Origin of the sequence: Streptomyces griseorubiginosus (assembly GCF_036345115.1) — a bacterium.
Classification (GTDB): Bacteria; Actinomycetota; Actinomycetes; order Streptomycetales; family Streptomycetaceae; genus Streptomyces; species Streptomyces griseorubiginosus_C.
In genome coordinates, this window is record NZ_CP107766.1 from 8,270,671 (window position 1) to 8,288,192 (window position 17,522).

At 69.1% G+C, this 17,522-nt stretch carries 6 protein-coding genes; 3 read left to right on the forward strand and 3 right to left on the reverse strand.

What is annotated here, in order from left to right; translation table 11 throughout:
* Positions 1-9: 9 nt before the first annotated feature.
* Together OHN19_RS37440 and OHN19_RS37445 are read right to left on the reverse strand one after the other, a co-directional pair.
* Positions 10-279: a hypothetical protein gene (locus OHN19_RS37440; RefSeq protein WP_330268435.1), complete on the reverse strand. Its 270-nt coding sequence runs from the start codon at positions 277-279 to the stop codon at positions 10-12.
* Positions 279-6,854, reverse strand: a complete 6,576-nt coding sequence (locus OHN19_RS37445; protein ID WP_330268436.1) for an RHS repeat-associated core domain-containing protein — start codon at positions 6,852-6,854, stop codon at positions 279-281. The genes OHN19_RS37440 and OHN19_RS37445 overlap by 1 nt, the downstream gene beginning before the upstream one ends.
* A 283-nt stretch (positions 6,855-7,137) precedes the next feature.
* Between OHN19_RS37445 and OHN19_RS37450 the strand changes: the two genes are divergently transcribed.
* On the forward strand, positions 7,138-12,126 hold the full coding sequence (locus tag OHN19_RS37450; protein ID WP_330268437.1) for a LamG-like jellyroll fold domain-containing protein: 4,989 nt from the start codon (positions 7,138-7,140) through the stop codon (positions 12,124-12,126).
* Between the two features lie 87 nt (positions 12,127-12,213).
* On the opposite strand, the gene OHN19_RS37455 is transcribed toward OHN19_RS37450, so the two are convergent.
* A complete protein-coding gene (locus OHN19_RS37455; RefSeq protein ID WP_330268438.1) occupies positions 12,214-13,380 on the reverse strand; it encodes a bifunctional class I SAM-dependent methyltransferase/NUDIX hydrolase in 1,167 nt (388 codons plus the stop codon).
* A 235-nt stretch (positions 13,381-13,615) separates the two neighbouring features.
* Between OHN19_RS37455 and OHN19_RS37460 the strand changes: the two genes are divergently transcribed.
* Entirely contained in the window at positions 13,616-15,304 is a 1,689-nt protein-coding gene (locus OHN19_RS37460) for a cellulase family glycosylhydrolase (RefSeq protein ID WP_330268439.1), read from the forward strand.
* Positions 15,305-15,460: 156 nt separating this feature from the next.
* On the forward strand, positions 15,461-17,512 hold the full coding sequence (locus OHN19_RS37465) for a discoidin domain-containing protein (protein WP_330268440.1): 2,052 nt from the start codon (positions 15,461-15,463) through the stop codon (positions 17,510-17,512).
* Positions 17,513-17,522: the final 10 nt, after the last annotated feature.

Here is a 17,522-nt window from a genome sequence, read left to right on the forward strand (position 1 = left end):
CGCCCGGCCTCAGGACAGGTCGATGGGCGCCGGATTCCACTTGTACCGGGCGTCGTCCTCGTCCTTGAGGAGAACGCCGGCCTCGGCCATCCGGTCCAGGATGTCCACGAGCATGTCGCCCAGGGGATATCCGTCGACCCAGAACATCCGCTTCACCGGGGAGAACTTCTGGTCGGGCGGGAAGACGCCGAGGAAGATCCCGAGCCGGAACGCGGCGTCGTCGTAGTCCCGCCAGTCGGCCAGAATGTCCTTGAGTTCAACAGCTTCTTCGGCCTTCATCAGGGCTCCTCTCCTTCAGCCTCGGCGAGAAACGCCTGGACGTCTTCCATGGATTGTGCCTGGGTGTTGATCCAGTCGTCCTGGGTCGACTGGATTCTCGCGTTGTACCCGTCAGGTGAGACGCCGTTCTCGTCCGGCCCGAGCATGATGTGGAACTCGTCGTCGGGGTCCGGGCGCGCAGTGAGGCCCCGCGCGGCGAGTGCGTCGTCCTTGATGGCCCACAACGGGTCCTTGGACTGGCCGCCGGGAAGCCAGTTCGGTCGTGCCACCCTGTACATCTTCGGCAGATTGGTGTTGGTCGACAGGCCAGGAGGGGTGGCTCCCTCCTCGTCGACGACGATGTTCCCGTCCTCGTCGAGGTTCTCCTCGTAGTCCCTATCCCGGCCCCCCAGCGTGCGGGCGGAGTTGCCGAGCATCGGCTTTCCGTCCGGGCCCGCGCGCATCGTGCGGAAGTAGATGGCGCCGGCCGCGGTCACCTTCCACCAATGGCACTCACCGAAGAAGATGCACATGGTGCCGCGTTCGTTGGCCTTGGCCTGCTTGTCGAGCGCCGCATGAAGCCCGCTGACCTCGTCGGCGAACGACTTGGAGCACAACCCCGGTTTCCCGCTGCACACGTCGTCCCAGGTGCCGACCTCGGTGCCGTAGGCGAGCACCTTGTCGGGCATCCTGTAGGTCGACGCACGGGGGTCGAACATCTTGTCGTAGTGCGTCTTCAGTTCCTTCGCGAACGCCGCGGCCAGCTGCTTGATGTTCGGGGTGTTCGCACTGAAGCCGAAGTGGGGCGAGATGAAGACGGGATGCGGGTGATAGTTCGAGCAGTTGTGCGCGTTGCACAGGCTGCCGAAGCCCTGCTCGTCGGCGAGGCTCTGCGAGATCGGCGGAGCGTCCGGGGTGACCGGCACATTCATGGTGGGGTCGGCCCACCAGTTGTCCTCGCCGGTCGGGTCGGACAAGGTCACGGGGTCATTGCCCGCGTAGTCGTAGCCGGGAAGCTGGTTGGTGTCCATGGACTCGAAGACCGGGTCGTCCGAGAGGAACCGGCCGGTGAACGGGTCGTACTCCCGGGCCCCCAGGTTGACCAGCGAGGTCGCCGGGTCGGGGGTGCCGCCTGCGAAGCCCGTTCCGTTGGGGAAGGCGCTTGCTGAACCGGCGCGTGTCTGACCGAAGGGCAGGTACTGGCGTCGCGTCACCGACTGCGTCTGATAGTCGATGGAGACCGTGGCGGTCCCCTGCTGGTTGGGAATGAGGTACTGGATGTCGCCCGAGCTGCTGCGCTGCGCGATGGTGTGACCGGCGACGGTGTAGTACCGGGTGCCTGAGAGCGTGTGGGTCGTCGTGTCTTCGACGATCTGGGCGTTCCCGACGAAGAGCGTGGCTTTGCCGGGATCGGTGCGCAGAGCGAGGCCACCGGTGGCGTCGTACAGGTAGCTGGTCGTACCGCTGCTGGTGGTGTCGGTGGCGACCTTGCCCTCGTCGTTGAAGGTCAGGGCCTGCTGTCCGGCCGCGCCGCCGCTGATGGTCTGGGTGTTGCCCGCGGCGTCGTAGGTGTACGAGGCGGTGTTCGCGGCGGCGTTCGGTCCGGTGGCCGTGGTGCTGGTGAGGGTGTGCGGCTGATCGGTGGACGAGCCGGGGGTCGGGTAGTTGTAGGTGGTCGTGGTGTCACCGGCGGTGTTGCCGGTCGTGTCGTGGTCGGTCTGCGTCTTGCGCAGTCCGTCGGCGGTGTAGGTCCAGCTCTGCCAGTACGGGTTCGGGCCGCCGACGGTGCTGCTCGCCCCGGTGGCGGGAACGGCGGCACAGCTGTCGGTGGCCGTCCAGGCGCTGCTGAGATGGTCGGCGTAGTCGTAGCTGTAGCACTGCGTGTCGGTGACGGCTCCGCCGGCCTGTGTGTCGCTGACGGCGGTGAGCAGGCCCGCGCCCTTGGAGACGCGCGTGTCGCCCCAGGTGTAGCGGGCGTGGTCCACCACAGTGCTGCTGGTGGAGTCCGTGGTCTGCGCGTCCGTCAGGGCGCCCGTCTGCTCGTCGTAACCCAGGGACAGCGCGACCCAGTTGGTGGAGGGGCCGAAGGTGTACTGCAACAGCTGACCGGATTCGGAGTAGCCGACGGCGCTCACGTAGGTCCAGGCGTTCGTGCCGCTGCTGCTGAGACTGGTCGGTTCCCCGAACGTGTCGTAGCCGGTGGTGAGGGTCTCGGCCGGCAGACCGCCTTCCGCGGGATCGGCCTCGGTGGCCGGCGCCCCGGTCGGCTTGTAGGTGTAGCTGGTGGTGTAGCCGGCCGCGGGAGCCAGCGCCGCTTCGTCGGTCGGCAGGTTCGCCAGGGTCGTCTTCTCCGCGGCGATCTTGCCCAGGGAGTTGTACGCCAGCACCGCCGTCGTGACCGACGGGCTGCCGGTGCCCATCTGGTACGAGGTGCTGGCTGTGGGCATGCCCTTCTTGAGGGTGTCGTAGGTCCACGCGCCGATCTGGTTCGCCGTGGACTGGGCGACACCACCGGTGGTGTCGTAGGCGCCGGTCTTGCGCCCGTCGGCGTCGTAGTTGTACGACAACTGCTTGCCGCGCGAGTCGGTGGTGTTGAGGACCAGCCCGGCGTCGTCGTAGGCGGTGGTGCCCGTGCCGCTGTCGGGGTCGGAGGCGGAGGTCTGCCTACCGAGCAGGTCGTACTTCCAGGACCAGGTGTTGCCGGCGGCGTCGGTCTCCGAGGCCCGGTTCCCGTCCGGGTAGTAGGTGTACTTCGTGTCCGAGTAGTCCGAGGCGGTGTCGTTGACCGGATCGGCGGCCGCACCGGTGTGGTACTCGTACAGGTGCGTCACGCGGCCGCGGGCGTCGGTCAGCAGGGTCTGGGCCGTGGCACCGGACGGCGGGACGGTGGTGGTGAAGTCACCGCCGTAGACCGTGGTCGTGTGCCAGGTCTCGGAGCCGAGCTTGTAGGCCGTGGCGACCGTCTTGCGGCCCGCTCCGTCGTAGGTGTAGCCGGTCTCCGAGGGGATCTGGCCGTCCTGCGCCTGGACCAGGGTGCTGTCCGGGGCGCCGGTCGCGTTGTACGGGCTGGACGTCTTGGCCACCTGGCCGATGGTGTTGTAGACCGTGTCGCTGACTTCCCGGCTGCCGTCCGGGGTGGGCGTCTGGGTCTCCCGCACCCGCAGCAGCGCGTCGTAGAGCATGGTCGCGCTGCGGTAGGTGCCGTCGTCGTTGAGCGACTGGGTGGTGATCGTCGACGGGGCGGTGTTGCTCAGTGTGTAGACGTACTTGGTGACCGGCGAGGTGATGCCGGGGTTGAAGACCTGGGTGAGGCGGCCCAGTGCGTCGTAGGTGCCGGACGCCTTGTAGCCGGCCGGGTCGGTCACCGACAGCGGGACGTTGCGCAGCGGGTCGTAGGTCTTGACGGTGGCGTAGCCGAGCGGGTCGGTCTCGGTGATGGACGTCGGTTCGGCGCCGGTCGTCGGCGAGTACGTGGTCTTCACCGTGCGCTTGTCGGCGTCGGTCGAGGTGGCGGGACGGCCGTACTGGTCGACGGTGGTGCTGGCCGTCGTCGTGTAGACCGGCGTGGAACCGTTGTAGCTGGTGGCCTTCTGCGTCGAGGTCGGGTCGCCGACGCTCGGGGCCGCGCCCAGGGTGGTGGAGAGGTCGTAGAAGGTCAGGGTGTCGGAGACCGCGTCCTTCGGCAGTGTCGGCGTGGTGTCGCAGTCGACGGACACCGTGCGGACCTCGTCGGCGGTGTCCAGGATCCACTTCGCCGTGTTGTCCGCGTAACTGGTCGTCGTGCACAGGTCGTCGGCCGTGGTCGAGACGTCGCCGCGGTCGTCGGTCCTGGTGACGCGACCGTACGTGTCATGGGTGAAGGCGGTCTCGCTCACCCGGGTGCCGCCGGCGGCCAGCGGGGTGTACACCTTGCTGTCCGCGGCGCCGGTGAGGAACGCCTGCTGGTCGGGCAGCCCGGAGACCGCGTGGGTGGCAGTGGCGGCAGAGGTCCACGGGGTGGTGACGGCGTCGCTGACCACCTTGTTGCTGCCGCTGCCGTTGTACGTGATGGACTCGTACGTCTGACCGGCGAACTGGTTGGAGTCCTTGACCGGGGCGTCGCCGCGGGAGTCCGTGATGCTCACCGAGCGGGTCGCGCCGCCGGGCAGGGTGTCGCCGTCCATCCCGCGGAAGAACGTGGTGTCGGTCTGTGTGACCGGATCGGGCGCGGTACCCGTGGTGACCGTCATGCCCTGGTAGCCGCGCCACTGGTTCCAGGTGCGCTGCGAGGACTTCGTCAGCGGGTTGGTGTCGTAGTGCCAGGCACCGCCGCCGATGGGCGTGTAGTGGGTGGAGATGGTGTCGTTGACGCCGCCACCGGTGGGGTCCTGCTGGGTGACGCCGGTGACGATGAACTTGTTGAACCAGTCCATGATCGGGCTGGTCTGCCCGGTGGGCGTCCAGTACTCCGGGTAGCACCGCTTGGTGTTGGTGCTCGGGTCGGACGGTGTGCCGGAAGTGCAGTCGGGCGCCGAGTAGTTGACGTTGATGATCGCGCCGGTCTCGGTGGTGATCGTGTTGAGCCGGTGGCGCGTGATGGGCGGGTAGCCGTTGGTGACGTTCACCCGGTTCGAGAGCGGTGTGCCGGTGAAGGTGACGGGCTTCATGGCGATCGGTGATGTGGAGCCGCCGCCGGTGGTGTCCTGGCCGGTGTGCACCAGGGTGGACAGCCACAGCGCCGGAGAGGTCGAGTCACCCGTCGCCGGGAACGCGTAGGTGAAGTCCCACTTGTCGACGTTGGTCTCTGCGGTGCCGGACAGCGCCTGCGTCTGCACCGTGCTCAGTTCGTACTCGGACCAGAAGGTGGGCGACGTGACGCTGCAGGAGGCGCCGCTGGCACAGTTCAGGTCGTACGGGACGTCCGGCCAGTCGGCGGCCGTCGACGAGGACAGCGTGGAGGTCGCGCAGCCGGTCGCGGACGTCTTGCAGCGGCCGTTGTAGCTGAAGGTGATCTGCGCGGCGGGGCTGGTCGAGTAGACGGAACCGTCGCGCTGGCCGTACTGGATGCGGGTGAGGCGGGAGTCCCTGCTGTACGGGGTGTTCGCGGTGGTGCCGAGGTCACGCGCGTAGTACGCCGTGTCGACCGTGTAGAACGAGGACATCACGTCGCCGTGCGTGTCCTTCACGTAGTCCAGGTTCCAGCGATAGGCCTGCTGGCACCAGGAGTTGGAGAAGGTCGCGTTGTAGCACGGCTGTCCCGACGCGGTGGCGTAGACGGGCTCGGTGAGCACGGAGTTCGTCTTGGTGTTGCCCGAGGCCCAGCCCGGCAGTTCGTCGAGACCGAAGGTGTACTGCGTGCCGTCGTCGGTGGTGACCCGGAAGTACTCGCCGTTCTGCGCGCCGTTGGCGGCGCCGGTGAGGTATTCGACCTTCTCGGCGGAGTCGCCGGCGGGGTGGTACGTGCCCGTCTTGTCGTCCTTGACGAGTGTGGACGTCTGGCCGTTGAGGGAGAGCGTCAGCTGGTTGTCGTCCGACCAGCAGTAGTCCCGGGTCTTGGTCGTGCCCGCCGGGTTGTCGTTGCAGGACCTGTACGACCGCTCGACGAAGCTGGCCGGGAGGCCGAAGCCGTCGCCGACGACGGACGCCTGGTTGTTGGTGGAGGAGACGAGACCGTCGACGGCCTGGGAGTTGTAGCTGAGCCCGAGCTTCGGCGCCATCCCGCCGGGCACCCCGGGGACGGACATCGGATACGACCACTCGAAGCCGTCGGAGCTGCCGCCGGCCTGCCACGAACCGGAGGGGCTCAGCGAGGTGGCCGAGAAGTCGCCGCCTCCGCCGCCGCTGTCCGAGGTCGCCGCGACCACCATCGTGCTCGCGGCCTGCAGCATGGCCTGCTTGGTGCCGGACGCGGCGGCCTGCCGTGAGGCGGACGGCTGCGTGCCGGGCAGGGGCACGTCGGCGTGCAGGGTGTGACCGTGTGTGTCGTTGCGGGAGGCCAGCGGAGTCTGGGTACGGCAGGAGCGGACGCCGGGGGTGGTCAGGGCGCAGGCGGGCAGCCGCACGAGGTGCAGGCGGGAGGCGTAGTCACCGCCGAAGGCCCCCGCGTAGGCGGAGTAGTCCAGGCTGACCGCGACCTTGCCGCCGGCCGCTCGGGCCGCTTTGGCGGAGGGTGCCGTGCCGGAGGGAGTCGTGCCGGTGAGGTCCAGCAGCACTCCGTGGACGCCCGCGGCAGTGGCGGATCGGTGCGGAAGCAGCCGTACTTGGAGCCGGTCCGGGGCGCTGCCGTGGCTGCTTCGCCCGATCCGGACCGGCAGGGAGCCCGCGCGCGCGGTCTTGCCGTCCACCCGTGGAACGGTGAGGGAGGCGGTGCCGGCGGGCCAGCTGACATGGGGGGTCTTATAGGCCGGCATCCGCCGGGGTGGGTGGTAGTGCGAGGCGACCTCGTGCACAGCAACGGGTTTGCCGTGCGCGGGAGTCGGAGCGTGCCGGAGGGGGGCGGCGATCGCCTCCGGGCCGACGCCCGGCAGGGCCGGTGCCAGGAGTGCGAGCACGAGCAGCACGGGCCAGCGCGCCGTGATCCGGCCGCTCCTGCACCGCTTCCCGACTCCGGGTCTCATGACCCGACTTGCCCACGCTCTGGTGACCGCCACGGTCGCGCCCCCCACAAGTTGACTGTGCTGCCGCTGTGTTCGAAACGAGCGGGAACGTATCCCGGCGGAACGACGGGCCGAGCCGCGAGAACCAGTTCGTGGTCATAGCTTTGCGAAAGCTATGTGATCGAATATGGGCAGGATTGCTGGCAAGGGCGCTCAAATCCTGCCTCATTCCATCTAGTCGGAAGGCGCCGCACTTCCTACGTTCGTCTGCTGTCACCCGGGAGCAGCGAGCAAAGGATTCTTCATGCACCTTCACCGCATGCGCGGCGGTCGTCACGGGTCATGGCGCGCGAGACGGGCCGCGCTGACCGGCCTGGTGGCGTTGGCTCTGGCGGTCGGCGTCGCGCCCGCGCAGGCGACCGCCGGTCAGGGACGGGCCGGCGACTCCTCGGCCCCGACCACCACAGGCAAGACGGCAGCGACACGCGCCAGTCATCCCGTGAAGGACCCCAACCTGCCTACGCTCCCTGACGGGTTCGGTCCCACCCCGGCGGAGCGCCGCGCCATGGAGCGGGCCGGTGCCGCCGCGCGGAGCTCCGGGAACAAGGTCGCGGTCGCCGCCCTGACCACCCCGGTGCAGCAGGTGAGGGCGCTGCCCCGAGGCGGCTTCGAACTGGACAGCAATCCCAAGCCGGTGCGCACCAGGCAGCACGGCCGCTGGGTGCCGATCGACCTGCGGCTGCGCCCCGCCGCGGGCGGGCGCCTGGCCCCGGCCGCGACCGCGTACGGCAGCGTCTCGTTCTCCGCGGGCGGCAACGCGCCTCTCGTCAGCACCAGTTACGGGCACGCGACCATGTCCGTCGCCTGGCCCGGGCGGCTGCCGGCCCCGGTCGTCAAGGGCACGACGGCCACCTACCGTGACGCACTTCCCGGCGTGGACCTGGTGGTGGCGGCCACCGCGGCCGGCGGTTTCACCGACACCCTGGTGGTCAAGAACAGGGCGGCGGCCGCCGATCCCGCGGTGAAGTCCCTGAGGCTGGGCACCACGGTCACCGGAGGCGGACTTCGCCGTGCCCCGGACGGCGGGCTGAGCCTGCTGGACACCCGCGGCCGTGATGTGCTGGACGCCCCGGCCGCGCAGATGTGGGACTCCAACACCACCCTGCGACCCGCCCACGCGACCCGTGTGACCCCAGGCGCCAAGGTCGCGGCGGACGCCTCGGACGCAGGCCACCCGGGGCTCGCCGCCCGCCTTGCACCGGTCGGACTGAGCACCTCCGCCAAGTCGCTCGTGCTGAAGCCGGACACCCGGCTGCTCACCAGCCGCGGGACGGTGTTCCCGCTGTACGTGGATCCCACCTTCAACTGGCATCCGTACGACCCGGCCGCCCCGCATTTCGACGAGATCAAGCAGGGGTGCCCCAACACCTCGTTCTACGACAAGACCGACGCGCTGTCCGACTCGGGGCGGCTCGGCGTGGGCTACAACGGCTGGTCGGAGGGCGACTGTGCGGCCGGTCTGGAACACGCCTTGTACCAGTGGAAGTTGTCGTCCACCCTCTACGGGGCGCACATCAACACCGCCACCGTGAACGCCACCGAGGTCTACTCCGCCTCCTGCTCGAGCAGCTACACCGTCAACCTCCACTGGTCCGGCGGCTTCGGCAAGGGCACCGACTGGTCGAACCGGCCAGGCTTCAACAGCTACTCCACGTCGGCCTCGTACGCCCGTGCCTGGAATCCCACCTACTGCCCCTCCAACGGTGACGTCACGCACGGGCTGAACGTGCTCACTCCCATCAAGGCCGATGCCCTCGGGCACTCCTCCACGTTCGCCGTCACGCTCAAGGAGGACTCGGCCGAGGATGCCCACAACGCGTCCGGCTTCTCCCGCTTCGCCGACAATCCCAGCCTGGAGATCTTCTACAACACCATCCCGAACGTGCCGGCCGTGAGCACCATGTCCGCCGTCTCCGGCGCGCACTCGGCGGGCTGCGACACCATCGCGCCGTACCCGTACATGGGCAAGACCATCGCCTCCACCCCACCGGTGCTCAAGGCCAAGGTCAGTGACGGCGACGGCGACAAGCTCCAGGCCACCTTCCAGTACTGGGTGGACGGCTCGACCACCAAGGCCACCGTGCTCAGCGGCGACAATCTCGCCAGCGGCAGCTACGCCACCGCCTCGCTGCCTTCGAGCTTCACCAGTGCCCTGACCAATGGCAAGATCGTCGACTGGCAGGCGAAGGTCACCGACGGAGAGGACACCACCGCCTACTCCTCGACGTGCCACTTCGTCGCCCAGCCCACTGCTCCCGACGAGCCGACCGTCAGCTCGGAGAACAGCCTCTACCCCGACACCGACAACGGGGGCGCGGCCGGTGCGGTGGCGGGCACCGCGGGCACCTTCGACGTGGTGACCAGCGGGGGCGCGAGTGCCACGAAGTTCGTCTACTCGCTCGACGTCGGCCTCGACCCCACCGTCAGCCCGCCGGCCTCCCAGACCGTCCCCGCCACCAGCAACGCGGGCAAGGTGACCGTCACTCCGTACGCCCCCGGCCCGCACACGCTGTACGTCTACGCCATCGACGCGGCCGGCGACTTCTCCGCCACCCACCCCTACCGCTTCCTGGCCACCGGTCACACCCCGACCACCTGCGCGAGCCTGACCGCCTGTTACAACAACACCGGCATCAGCGCTGACGCCACTCCGTCGCAGGCCGACATGGACGGCACCGGCAGCAGCTACTCCGCCACCGACCTGAACAACGTCGGCTGGACGTCCGGCGGCAAGGTCACCATCGACGGCGCCACCTTCACGCTGCCCGCCTTCGGGTCCGGGCAGAAGGACAACGTGCTGGCCGCCAACCAGACCGTCACGTACAGCGGTTCCGGCAACGCCCTGGAGTTCCTGGCCTCGTCGTCGTACTCCAACTTCACCGACCCCGGCGCCATCAACGGCCAGGCCACCGCACCGTACGTGCCCGCCGGCAGCGCCGTGACCGGCACCTACTGCTTCACCGGGACCACGCCCGACGGGCCGTGCGCCGCTACCGGCACGGTCAACTACACCGACGGCACGTCCACTTCGTACGCCCTGACGGTGCCCGGCTGGACCGTCACCGACGACTCGATCGCCGCGGTGATCCTCCCGCACCGCAACAACGCGAGCGGCCAGACCGCCAGCAAGCGGCGGCTGTACGCGTTCTCCGTCCCCCTGGACCCCTCCAGGACCATCGCGTCGGTCACCCTGCCCGACGTCGGCAACAAGATCGGCAACCACACGCCGTCGCTGCATGTGTTCTCCCTGGCCACGCGTAACACCACCAGCCGCACCGCGGAGGCCAACGGAACCAGCGTCGCAGCCCCCATCGGCCAGTCCTGGACTGGGGCGTGGGCCAGTCCCACCGAGTCGCAGATCGACCTCGAAGGGGGTTACCAGGACCAGTCGTTCCGCATCGCCATGAGGCCGTCCGTCTCCGGCAACACCGTCCGTGTGAAACTGGACAATGCGATCGGGGACCACAAGCTGTCGATCGCGCATGTGACCGTCGCTCGGTCCTCGAACGCCGGTGCGCCGTCAGCGGTGCCGGCCGCGACCCCGACCACGCTGACGTTCGGCGGCAGCCAGGCCGTGACCATTCCCGCAGGCGGAATGGTGTACAGCGATCCGCTTACATTCAGTGCCACGGCCAACCAATACCTGCTCGTCTCCTTCCACCTGTCCAACTACGTGCCCTACCTGGTCGAACACTCCTGGGCGGACCCGAGCTACGAGTACATCGCCGCCAGCGACACCGGCGACAAGACACTCGACACCACGGGCACTCCGTTCACGACCGGAACCACGACGGTGAACGGGTCTTTCACCAACCTCGTTACCGGACTGGACGTCACCACGGCAGGCGCGCCCACCCGCGCGGTGGTGGGTGACAGCCTCGTCGACCCGTTCGAACCGAACACCCGTCTCAGCACGGTCCTTCCGGCGTCTTCGCTGGCCCAGGCGGGTTCCACCACGGGACAGTCCTTCGGAAGTCTGGCCGAGGGAATCGAAGGCAACCAGCTCATGAAGGACAACCCGTACATCGACGACGCCGACGGCGATCCCGCGACGACCGACGACGACGAACTGATGGGCGGCACATCGGTCCTGGCCCGAATCGACCGCGACATCCTCGATCAACCGGGTATCAACGACGTGCTGCTCTACGAAGGACTCGAGGACGTCGTCCAGTCCGGTCGGACCAGTGACGACCTGGAGACCAACGGCTACACGGCACTCGTCCAGCAACTCCGCGCCTGGGGCATCGGTACCACCCTGACCACGCTCACCCCGTGCGACGGGTACGCCGGGGGCGGCGGCTCGTTCAGCGATCCGTGCACCGCAACGGTGGACGCCCAGCGCGCGGCCGTCAATGACTGGCTGCGCGGTGACAACCTCGGCGGCTGGTGGGACACACCACCGGTCTACGTCGCCGACGTGGACGCAGCTCTCGCCGTCCCCGACAGCGTGAACGGCGAGGAGAAGCTCGCGCCCGCCGCGGACTCCGGCGACCACGTCAACCTGAGCACGGCAGGTGTCGGAACGACCGTCGGAACGTACTACTCACCGCACCACAGCTGGAACCTGGACGACGGCGACGGCTACACCTTCGCCAACGACACCGCGCCCACCGACACCGCCTACGCGATGCCCGACACGACGGTGGGCAACAATCCGCTGACCCTGAGCGGAGGCACGACCTGGACCAACGACACGACCCGTGGTGAGGTGCTGAGCCTCGACGGGACCAGCGGCTGCGCCACGACCGGCGCCGGCGCGCTGGACACCACCCGCAGCTACTCCGTCTCGGCGTGGGTCAAGCTGTCGTCCCTGCCCACCCACAACGCCACGATCGCCGCCCAGGACGGCAGCCAGACCAGCCCCTTCATGCTCCAGTACAACGCCGCCGGCGGCACCCCTGGCTGGTCGTTCAGCCTCAGCCAGAGCGACACCGCCGACGCCGGGTTCTGGAACGCCTACTCGTCCGGTGCCACCGCGGGCACCTGGACCAACCTCGTCGGCACCTACGACGCCACCACCCGGACGGCGAAGTTGTACGTCAACGGTGCCCTCGCAGCCACCGCCACCGGAGCCGTCTCCTGGAGCTCATCCGGTCCCTTCGCCGTCGGCCGTGGCAAGTACGACGGAGCGGCCACCGACTTCACACCCGGCGCCGTCAGCCACGTCCAAGCCTGGAACTACGCGCTCACGCCCGAGGAGGCCGACGCTCTGAACAGACAACTGCTGTGACGTCCGCCGAGCGCCTCTGAGCGGCGGGCGCGCCGGGAGACGACCGTCTCCCGGCGCGCCCGCCAACCGTCCGGGGCCGCTCCACGACTAGCCGGCGTACCGCGTGAAGTGCGCCGCAGCATGGTCGATCGGCAGCTCCGGGCGCCACGCCGTCAGGCCCTGGGCGCTGCACACGAACAGGTTCTCCGGGAGGCGGTCCAGGGGGAACCAGCGCCAGTCGCCGACGCGTTCGTCGGGCTGGTCGGACGGTTCGCCCCGCCAGGCGGTGACCTCGCTCGCGACGGTCATCCGGACCACCCCGTCGACGTCGTCGAGGAGCGTGCCCAGGAGCCGTACGTCGGTGGGGCGGGACTCGATTCCCGTCTCCTCGCGGAGTTCGCGCACCACGGTCTCCTCCAAGGACTCCCCGGGCTCCACCGTGCCGCCGGGCAGCTCCCAGGTGCCGCGCAGGTGCCGGCCGAGGAGCAGTCCGCGGGGGCCGTGGAGGATGGCGCCGACCCCGATCGCCGCGTGCGGGACGGGCGGGCGGCTGCCGCGCGGGCGGGAGGAGACCCGGACCGGGCGGGTCGCCCGGAAGATCCGGTACGAGGCGTGGTTGCCCTCGTCCGGTGCGTCGAGGACGTCGATGCCCTCGACCCGCAGCCCGTGCTCCGCGAGCAGGTCCGTCCAGAGCTCCGGTGTCAGCACCCACATCCGCACGTCCACCTCGCCGCCCCCGGCGAGCCGCAGCACCTCGGGGCGGGACTCGACGGCCGTCGAGGGGCCGTCACCGCGGGAGTTGGTGTGCAGCACCGTGAAGCAGAGCGTTCCGCCGGGGCGCAGGGCCCCGGCCAGGGCGGGCAGCAGGCGGCGGGGGTCGATGTACGGCACCGCGTTGACGGAGTAGACGACGTCGTACGGCTCCGTCGAGCCGAGGTGCTCGACGGCGTCGGCCCTGATCAGGCGCAGGCCGGACAGCGAGGCGTAGCGGGCGCGGGCCCGTTCGTGCTGGGTGGGGGAGGAGTCGACCGCGTCCACCGCGGCGCCGTACGTGCGGACCAGGTGCGCCGCGTGCCGGGCCGGGCCGCAGCCGAGGTCCAGCACCCGTCGCCCGGCGAGTTCGCCGAGGATCTCCGCGCCCGGCCCCGTGCCCCAGAAGCCCCAGTCGAACCGCTCCGACTCCGGCAGGACCGTGCCGCGCCGCAGATGGTGGTCGCCGTAGGCGTGCCAGGCCTCGGCGTTCACGGCGTCGGGGTCGACGGGGCGGCTGGTCAAGGTGCCTCCAGGGTGTGGTGATCGAGGTTCGCCACCCTATGTTCCGCCCAAGTCCCACCCTGCCTACCGCCCTACGCCGCGCTCATGTCCCGCCCTGCGTACCGCCCTACGCCCCGCCCATGTCCCGCCCTGCGTACCGCCCTACGCCCCGCCCATGTCCCGCCCTGCGCCCCGCCCTTTGCCGTCGTGCGTCTTGACGTGTACTTGGCATAGTGGCTTCTATGGGAGCGCTCCCATGCCCTTTTCGACTGCCCCACCCACCCCTGGAGCCGCAGTGAGAAGAACACGAAAGAGCCCCTTAAGCCGCCTCCTGGCCAGACTGGCGGCCCTCGTCGGACTCGTGGTGCTCGGCGCCCTCGTCCCCGGCACCGCCCACGCCGCCGTCGAGCCCGGCACCCAGGCCACGGGTCTGCATATCAGCAACGGCCGCCTGGTCGAGGGCAACGGCAACGACTTCGTCATGCGCGGCGTCAACCACGCCCACACCTGGTACCCCAACGAGCTGGATTCGCTGGCCGACATCAAGGCGCAGGGCGCCAACACCGTCCGCGTGGTCCTCGCCGACGGCCACCGCTGGACCGCCAACAGCGCTACCGACGTGGCCAACGTCATCGCCCAGTGCAAGGCGAACAAGCTCATCTGCGTCCTGGAGGTGCACGACACCACCGGCTACGGCGAGGAGAGCGCCGCCGGCACCCTCGACCAGGCCGCCGACTACTGGATCGGCCTGAAGAACGTGCTCGCCGGCCAGGAGAACTACATCATCATCAACATCGGCAACGAGCCCTGGGGCAACACCGACCCGGCGGGCTGGACCGCCCCGACCATCGCCGCGATCCAGAAGCTCCGCAACGCCGGCTTCGAGCACACGATCATGGTCGACGCGCCCAACTGGGGCCAGGACTGGCAGCAGGTCATGCGCACGAACGCCCAGTCGGTGTACGCCGCCGACACCACCGGCAACCTGATCTTCTCCATCCACATGTACAGCGTCTTCGACACCGCGGCCGAGATCACCGATTACCTGAACGCCTTCGTCAGCGCCAAACTGCCCATCCTCATCGGAGAGTTCGGCGGCCCCGCCGACCAGTGGGGCGATCCCGACGAGGACACCATGATGGCGACCGCCCAACAGCTCAAGCTCGGCTACCTCGCCTGGTCCTGGAGCGGCAACACGGACCCGATCCTCGACCTCGTCCTCAACTTCGACCCGGCGCAGATGACGTCATGGGGTCAGCGCATCTTCACGGGCGCCAACGGCATCGCGCAGACCGCCAAGGAAGCCACGGTCTTCGCCGGCGGCTCCACCGACTCCCAGGCCCCGACCGCCCCCGGCACCCCGACCGCGTCCGCGGTGACGGCTTCCTCCGCCCGCCTCACCTGGACGGCGTCCACTGACAACGTTGGCGTCACCGGTTACGACGTCGTGCGCGTCAGCGGCGGTACCGAGACCACGGTCGCCTCCGCCACCGGCACCTCGGTGACGGTGACCGGCCTGAGCGCCAACACCGCCTACTCCTTTGCCGTTTACGCACGGGACGCGGCCGGCAACAAGTCGGCCCGCTCGGCCGCGGTGAGCGTCACCACCACCGCCACGCCCGCCGGAAGCTGCTCGGTCGGCTACCGCGTGGTCGGCGACTGGCCCGGTGGCTTCCAGGGCGAGATCGCCATCCGGAACACGGGTACCGCCGCAGTCACCGGCTGGAAGCTGGGCTTCTCCTTCGCGGACGGGCAGACCGTCTCCACCATGTGGGGCGGCACCGCCGCGCAGAGCGGTGGCGCGGTGACCGTCACCCCGGCCTCGTACACCAACACCATTCCCGCCGGGGGTTCGGTGACCGTCGGCTTCATCGGCAGCAAGGGGTCCACGAACACCGCGCCCAGCGCGTTCACCCTCAACGGGGCAGCCTGCGTGAACGGTTGATGGACCCCGGGTATCAGGTCAACTGTCCCGGACTCTTGACTCGGAACGCGCTCAGTCGCGATCCTCGACGCACATATTGCGCCGGTCATGACAATCCCAAGGGCAGTCAAAACGCCCTCGGTCGACGGCGCCCCCGCCGACCGAGGGACGTGGGCCGTGACTGGACGCTCCTGCCGCAGACGCAAGAACCTCACTGTCGTCTCCGTGCTCTTCCTGGTGCTGGCCGCGATCCTCGGCCCCACGCCGAGCTCGGCGGCCACCGACTGGTGGACCCCGACCGCCAGGCCCACCCCCGACGTCCAGGTCAACGTGACCGGAGCGCCCTTCACGGGCACCAACTCGGCAGGTGAGGTCAAGGGGTTCGTCGACGCGCACAACCACCTCTTCTCCAACGAGGCCTTCGGCGGGCGGCTGATCTGCGGCAAGGTGTTCTCCGAGGCCGGGGTCGCCGACGCGCTCAAGGACTGCCCCGAGCACTACCCCGACGGCACCCTGGCGATCTTCGACTACATCACCCACGGCGGCGACGGCAAGCACGACCCGACCGGCTGGCCCACCTTCAAGGACTGGCCGGCGTACGACTCGATGACCCACCAGGCCAACTACTACGCCTGGGTGGAGCGGGCCTGGCGCGGCGGCCAGCGGGTGCTCGTCAACGACCTCGTCACCAACGGGATGATCTGCTCCGTCTACCCGTTCAAGGACCGCGGTTGTGACGAGATGACCTCGATCCGCCTCCAGGCCAAGCTCACTTACGACCTTCAGGCCTACATCGACAAGATGTACGGCGGCACCGGCAAGGGCTGGTTCCGGATCGTCACCGACAGCGCACAGGCCCGACAGGTGATCCAGCAGGGCAAGTTGGCCGTCGTCCTCGGCGTCGAGACCTCCGAGCCGTTCGGCTGCAAGCAGATCCTCGACATCGGGCAGTGCAGCAAGGCGGACATCGACAAGGGCCTCGACGAGCTGTACGGGCTCGGTGTGCGCTCCATGTTCCTTTGCCACAAGTTCGACAACGCCCTGTGCGGGGTCCGCTTCGACGAGGGCGGCCTCGGAACCGCCATCAACGTCGGCCAGTTCCTGTCCACCGGCACCTTCTGGCAGACCGAGGCCTGCAAGGGCCCGCAGCACGACAACCCCATCGGCACGGCGGCCTCCGAGGCCGAGGAGGACCTGCCGGCCGGCGTCGAGGTCCCGTCGTACGACAAGGCCGCGCAGTGCAATGTCCGGGGGCTCACCGATCTCGGCGAGTACGCCGTGCGGGGCATGATGAAACGCAAGATGATGCTCGAGATCGACCACATGAGCGTCAAGGCCACCGGTCAGGTCCTCGACATCTTCGAGGCCGCCAACTACCCGGGCGTGCTGTCCTCGCACAGCTGGATGGACCTCAACTGGACCGAGCGGGTCTACTCGTTGGGCGGGTTCGTCGCCCAGTACATGCACGGCTCCGAAGGGTTCGCCGCCGAGGCGAAGCGTACGAACGCCCTGCGCGACAAGTACGGCGTCGGATACGGCTACGGCACCGACTTCAACGGCATCGGCGACCACCCGGCACCGCGCGGGGCGAACGCCGCGAACAAGGTGACGTACCCCTTCAAGAGCGTCGACGGCGGCTCGGTGATCGACAAGCAGGTCTCCGGGCAGCGCACCTTCGACTTCAACACCGACGGGGCCGCGCACGTCGGCCTGATCCCCGACTGGATCGAGGACATCCGGCTCGTCGGCGGTCAGGACGTGGTCGACGACCTGTTCCGGGGCGCCGAGTCCTACCTCGACACGTGGGGCGCCTCCGAGCGGCACCAGGCGTCCGTGAACCTCGCCGACGGGCGGACCGCCACGGCCAGTTCGTCCGAGTCCAACCCCTTCACCAGCTACCAGCCGGGGCGGGCCGTGGACGGCGACGACTCCAGCCGCTGGGCGAGCGACTGGAGCGACGACCAGTGGTGGCAGGTCGACCTGGGCTCCACCAACCTGGTCTCCAAGGTCACGCTCGACTGGGAGCGGGCGTACGGCAAGGCGTACCGGATCGAGCTGTCGACGGACGGCACCAACTGGACCACCGCCTGGTCCACCACCTCGGGTGACGGCGGTCTCGACACCGCCAAGTTCGCGGGGACACCGGCCCGTTACGTCCGCGTGCACGGCCTGGGGCGTGGCACCGACTGGGGATACTCGCTCTACGAGGTGGGCATCCACAGCGGCTGATCCGTTCGAC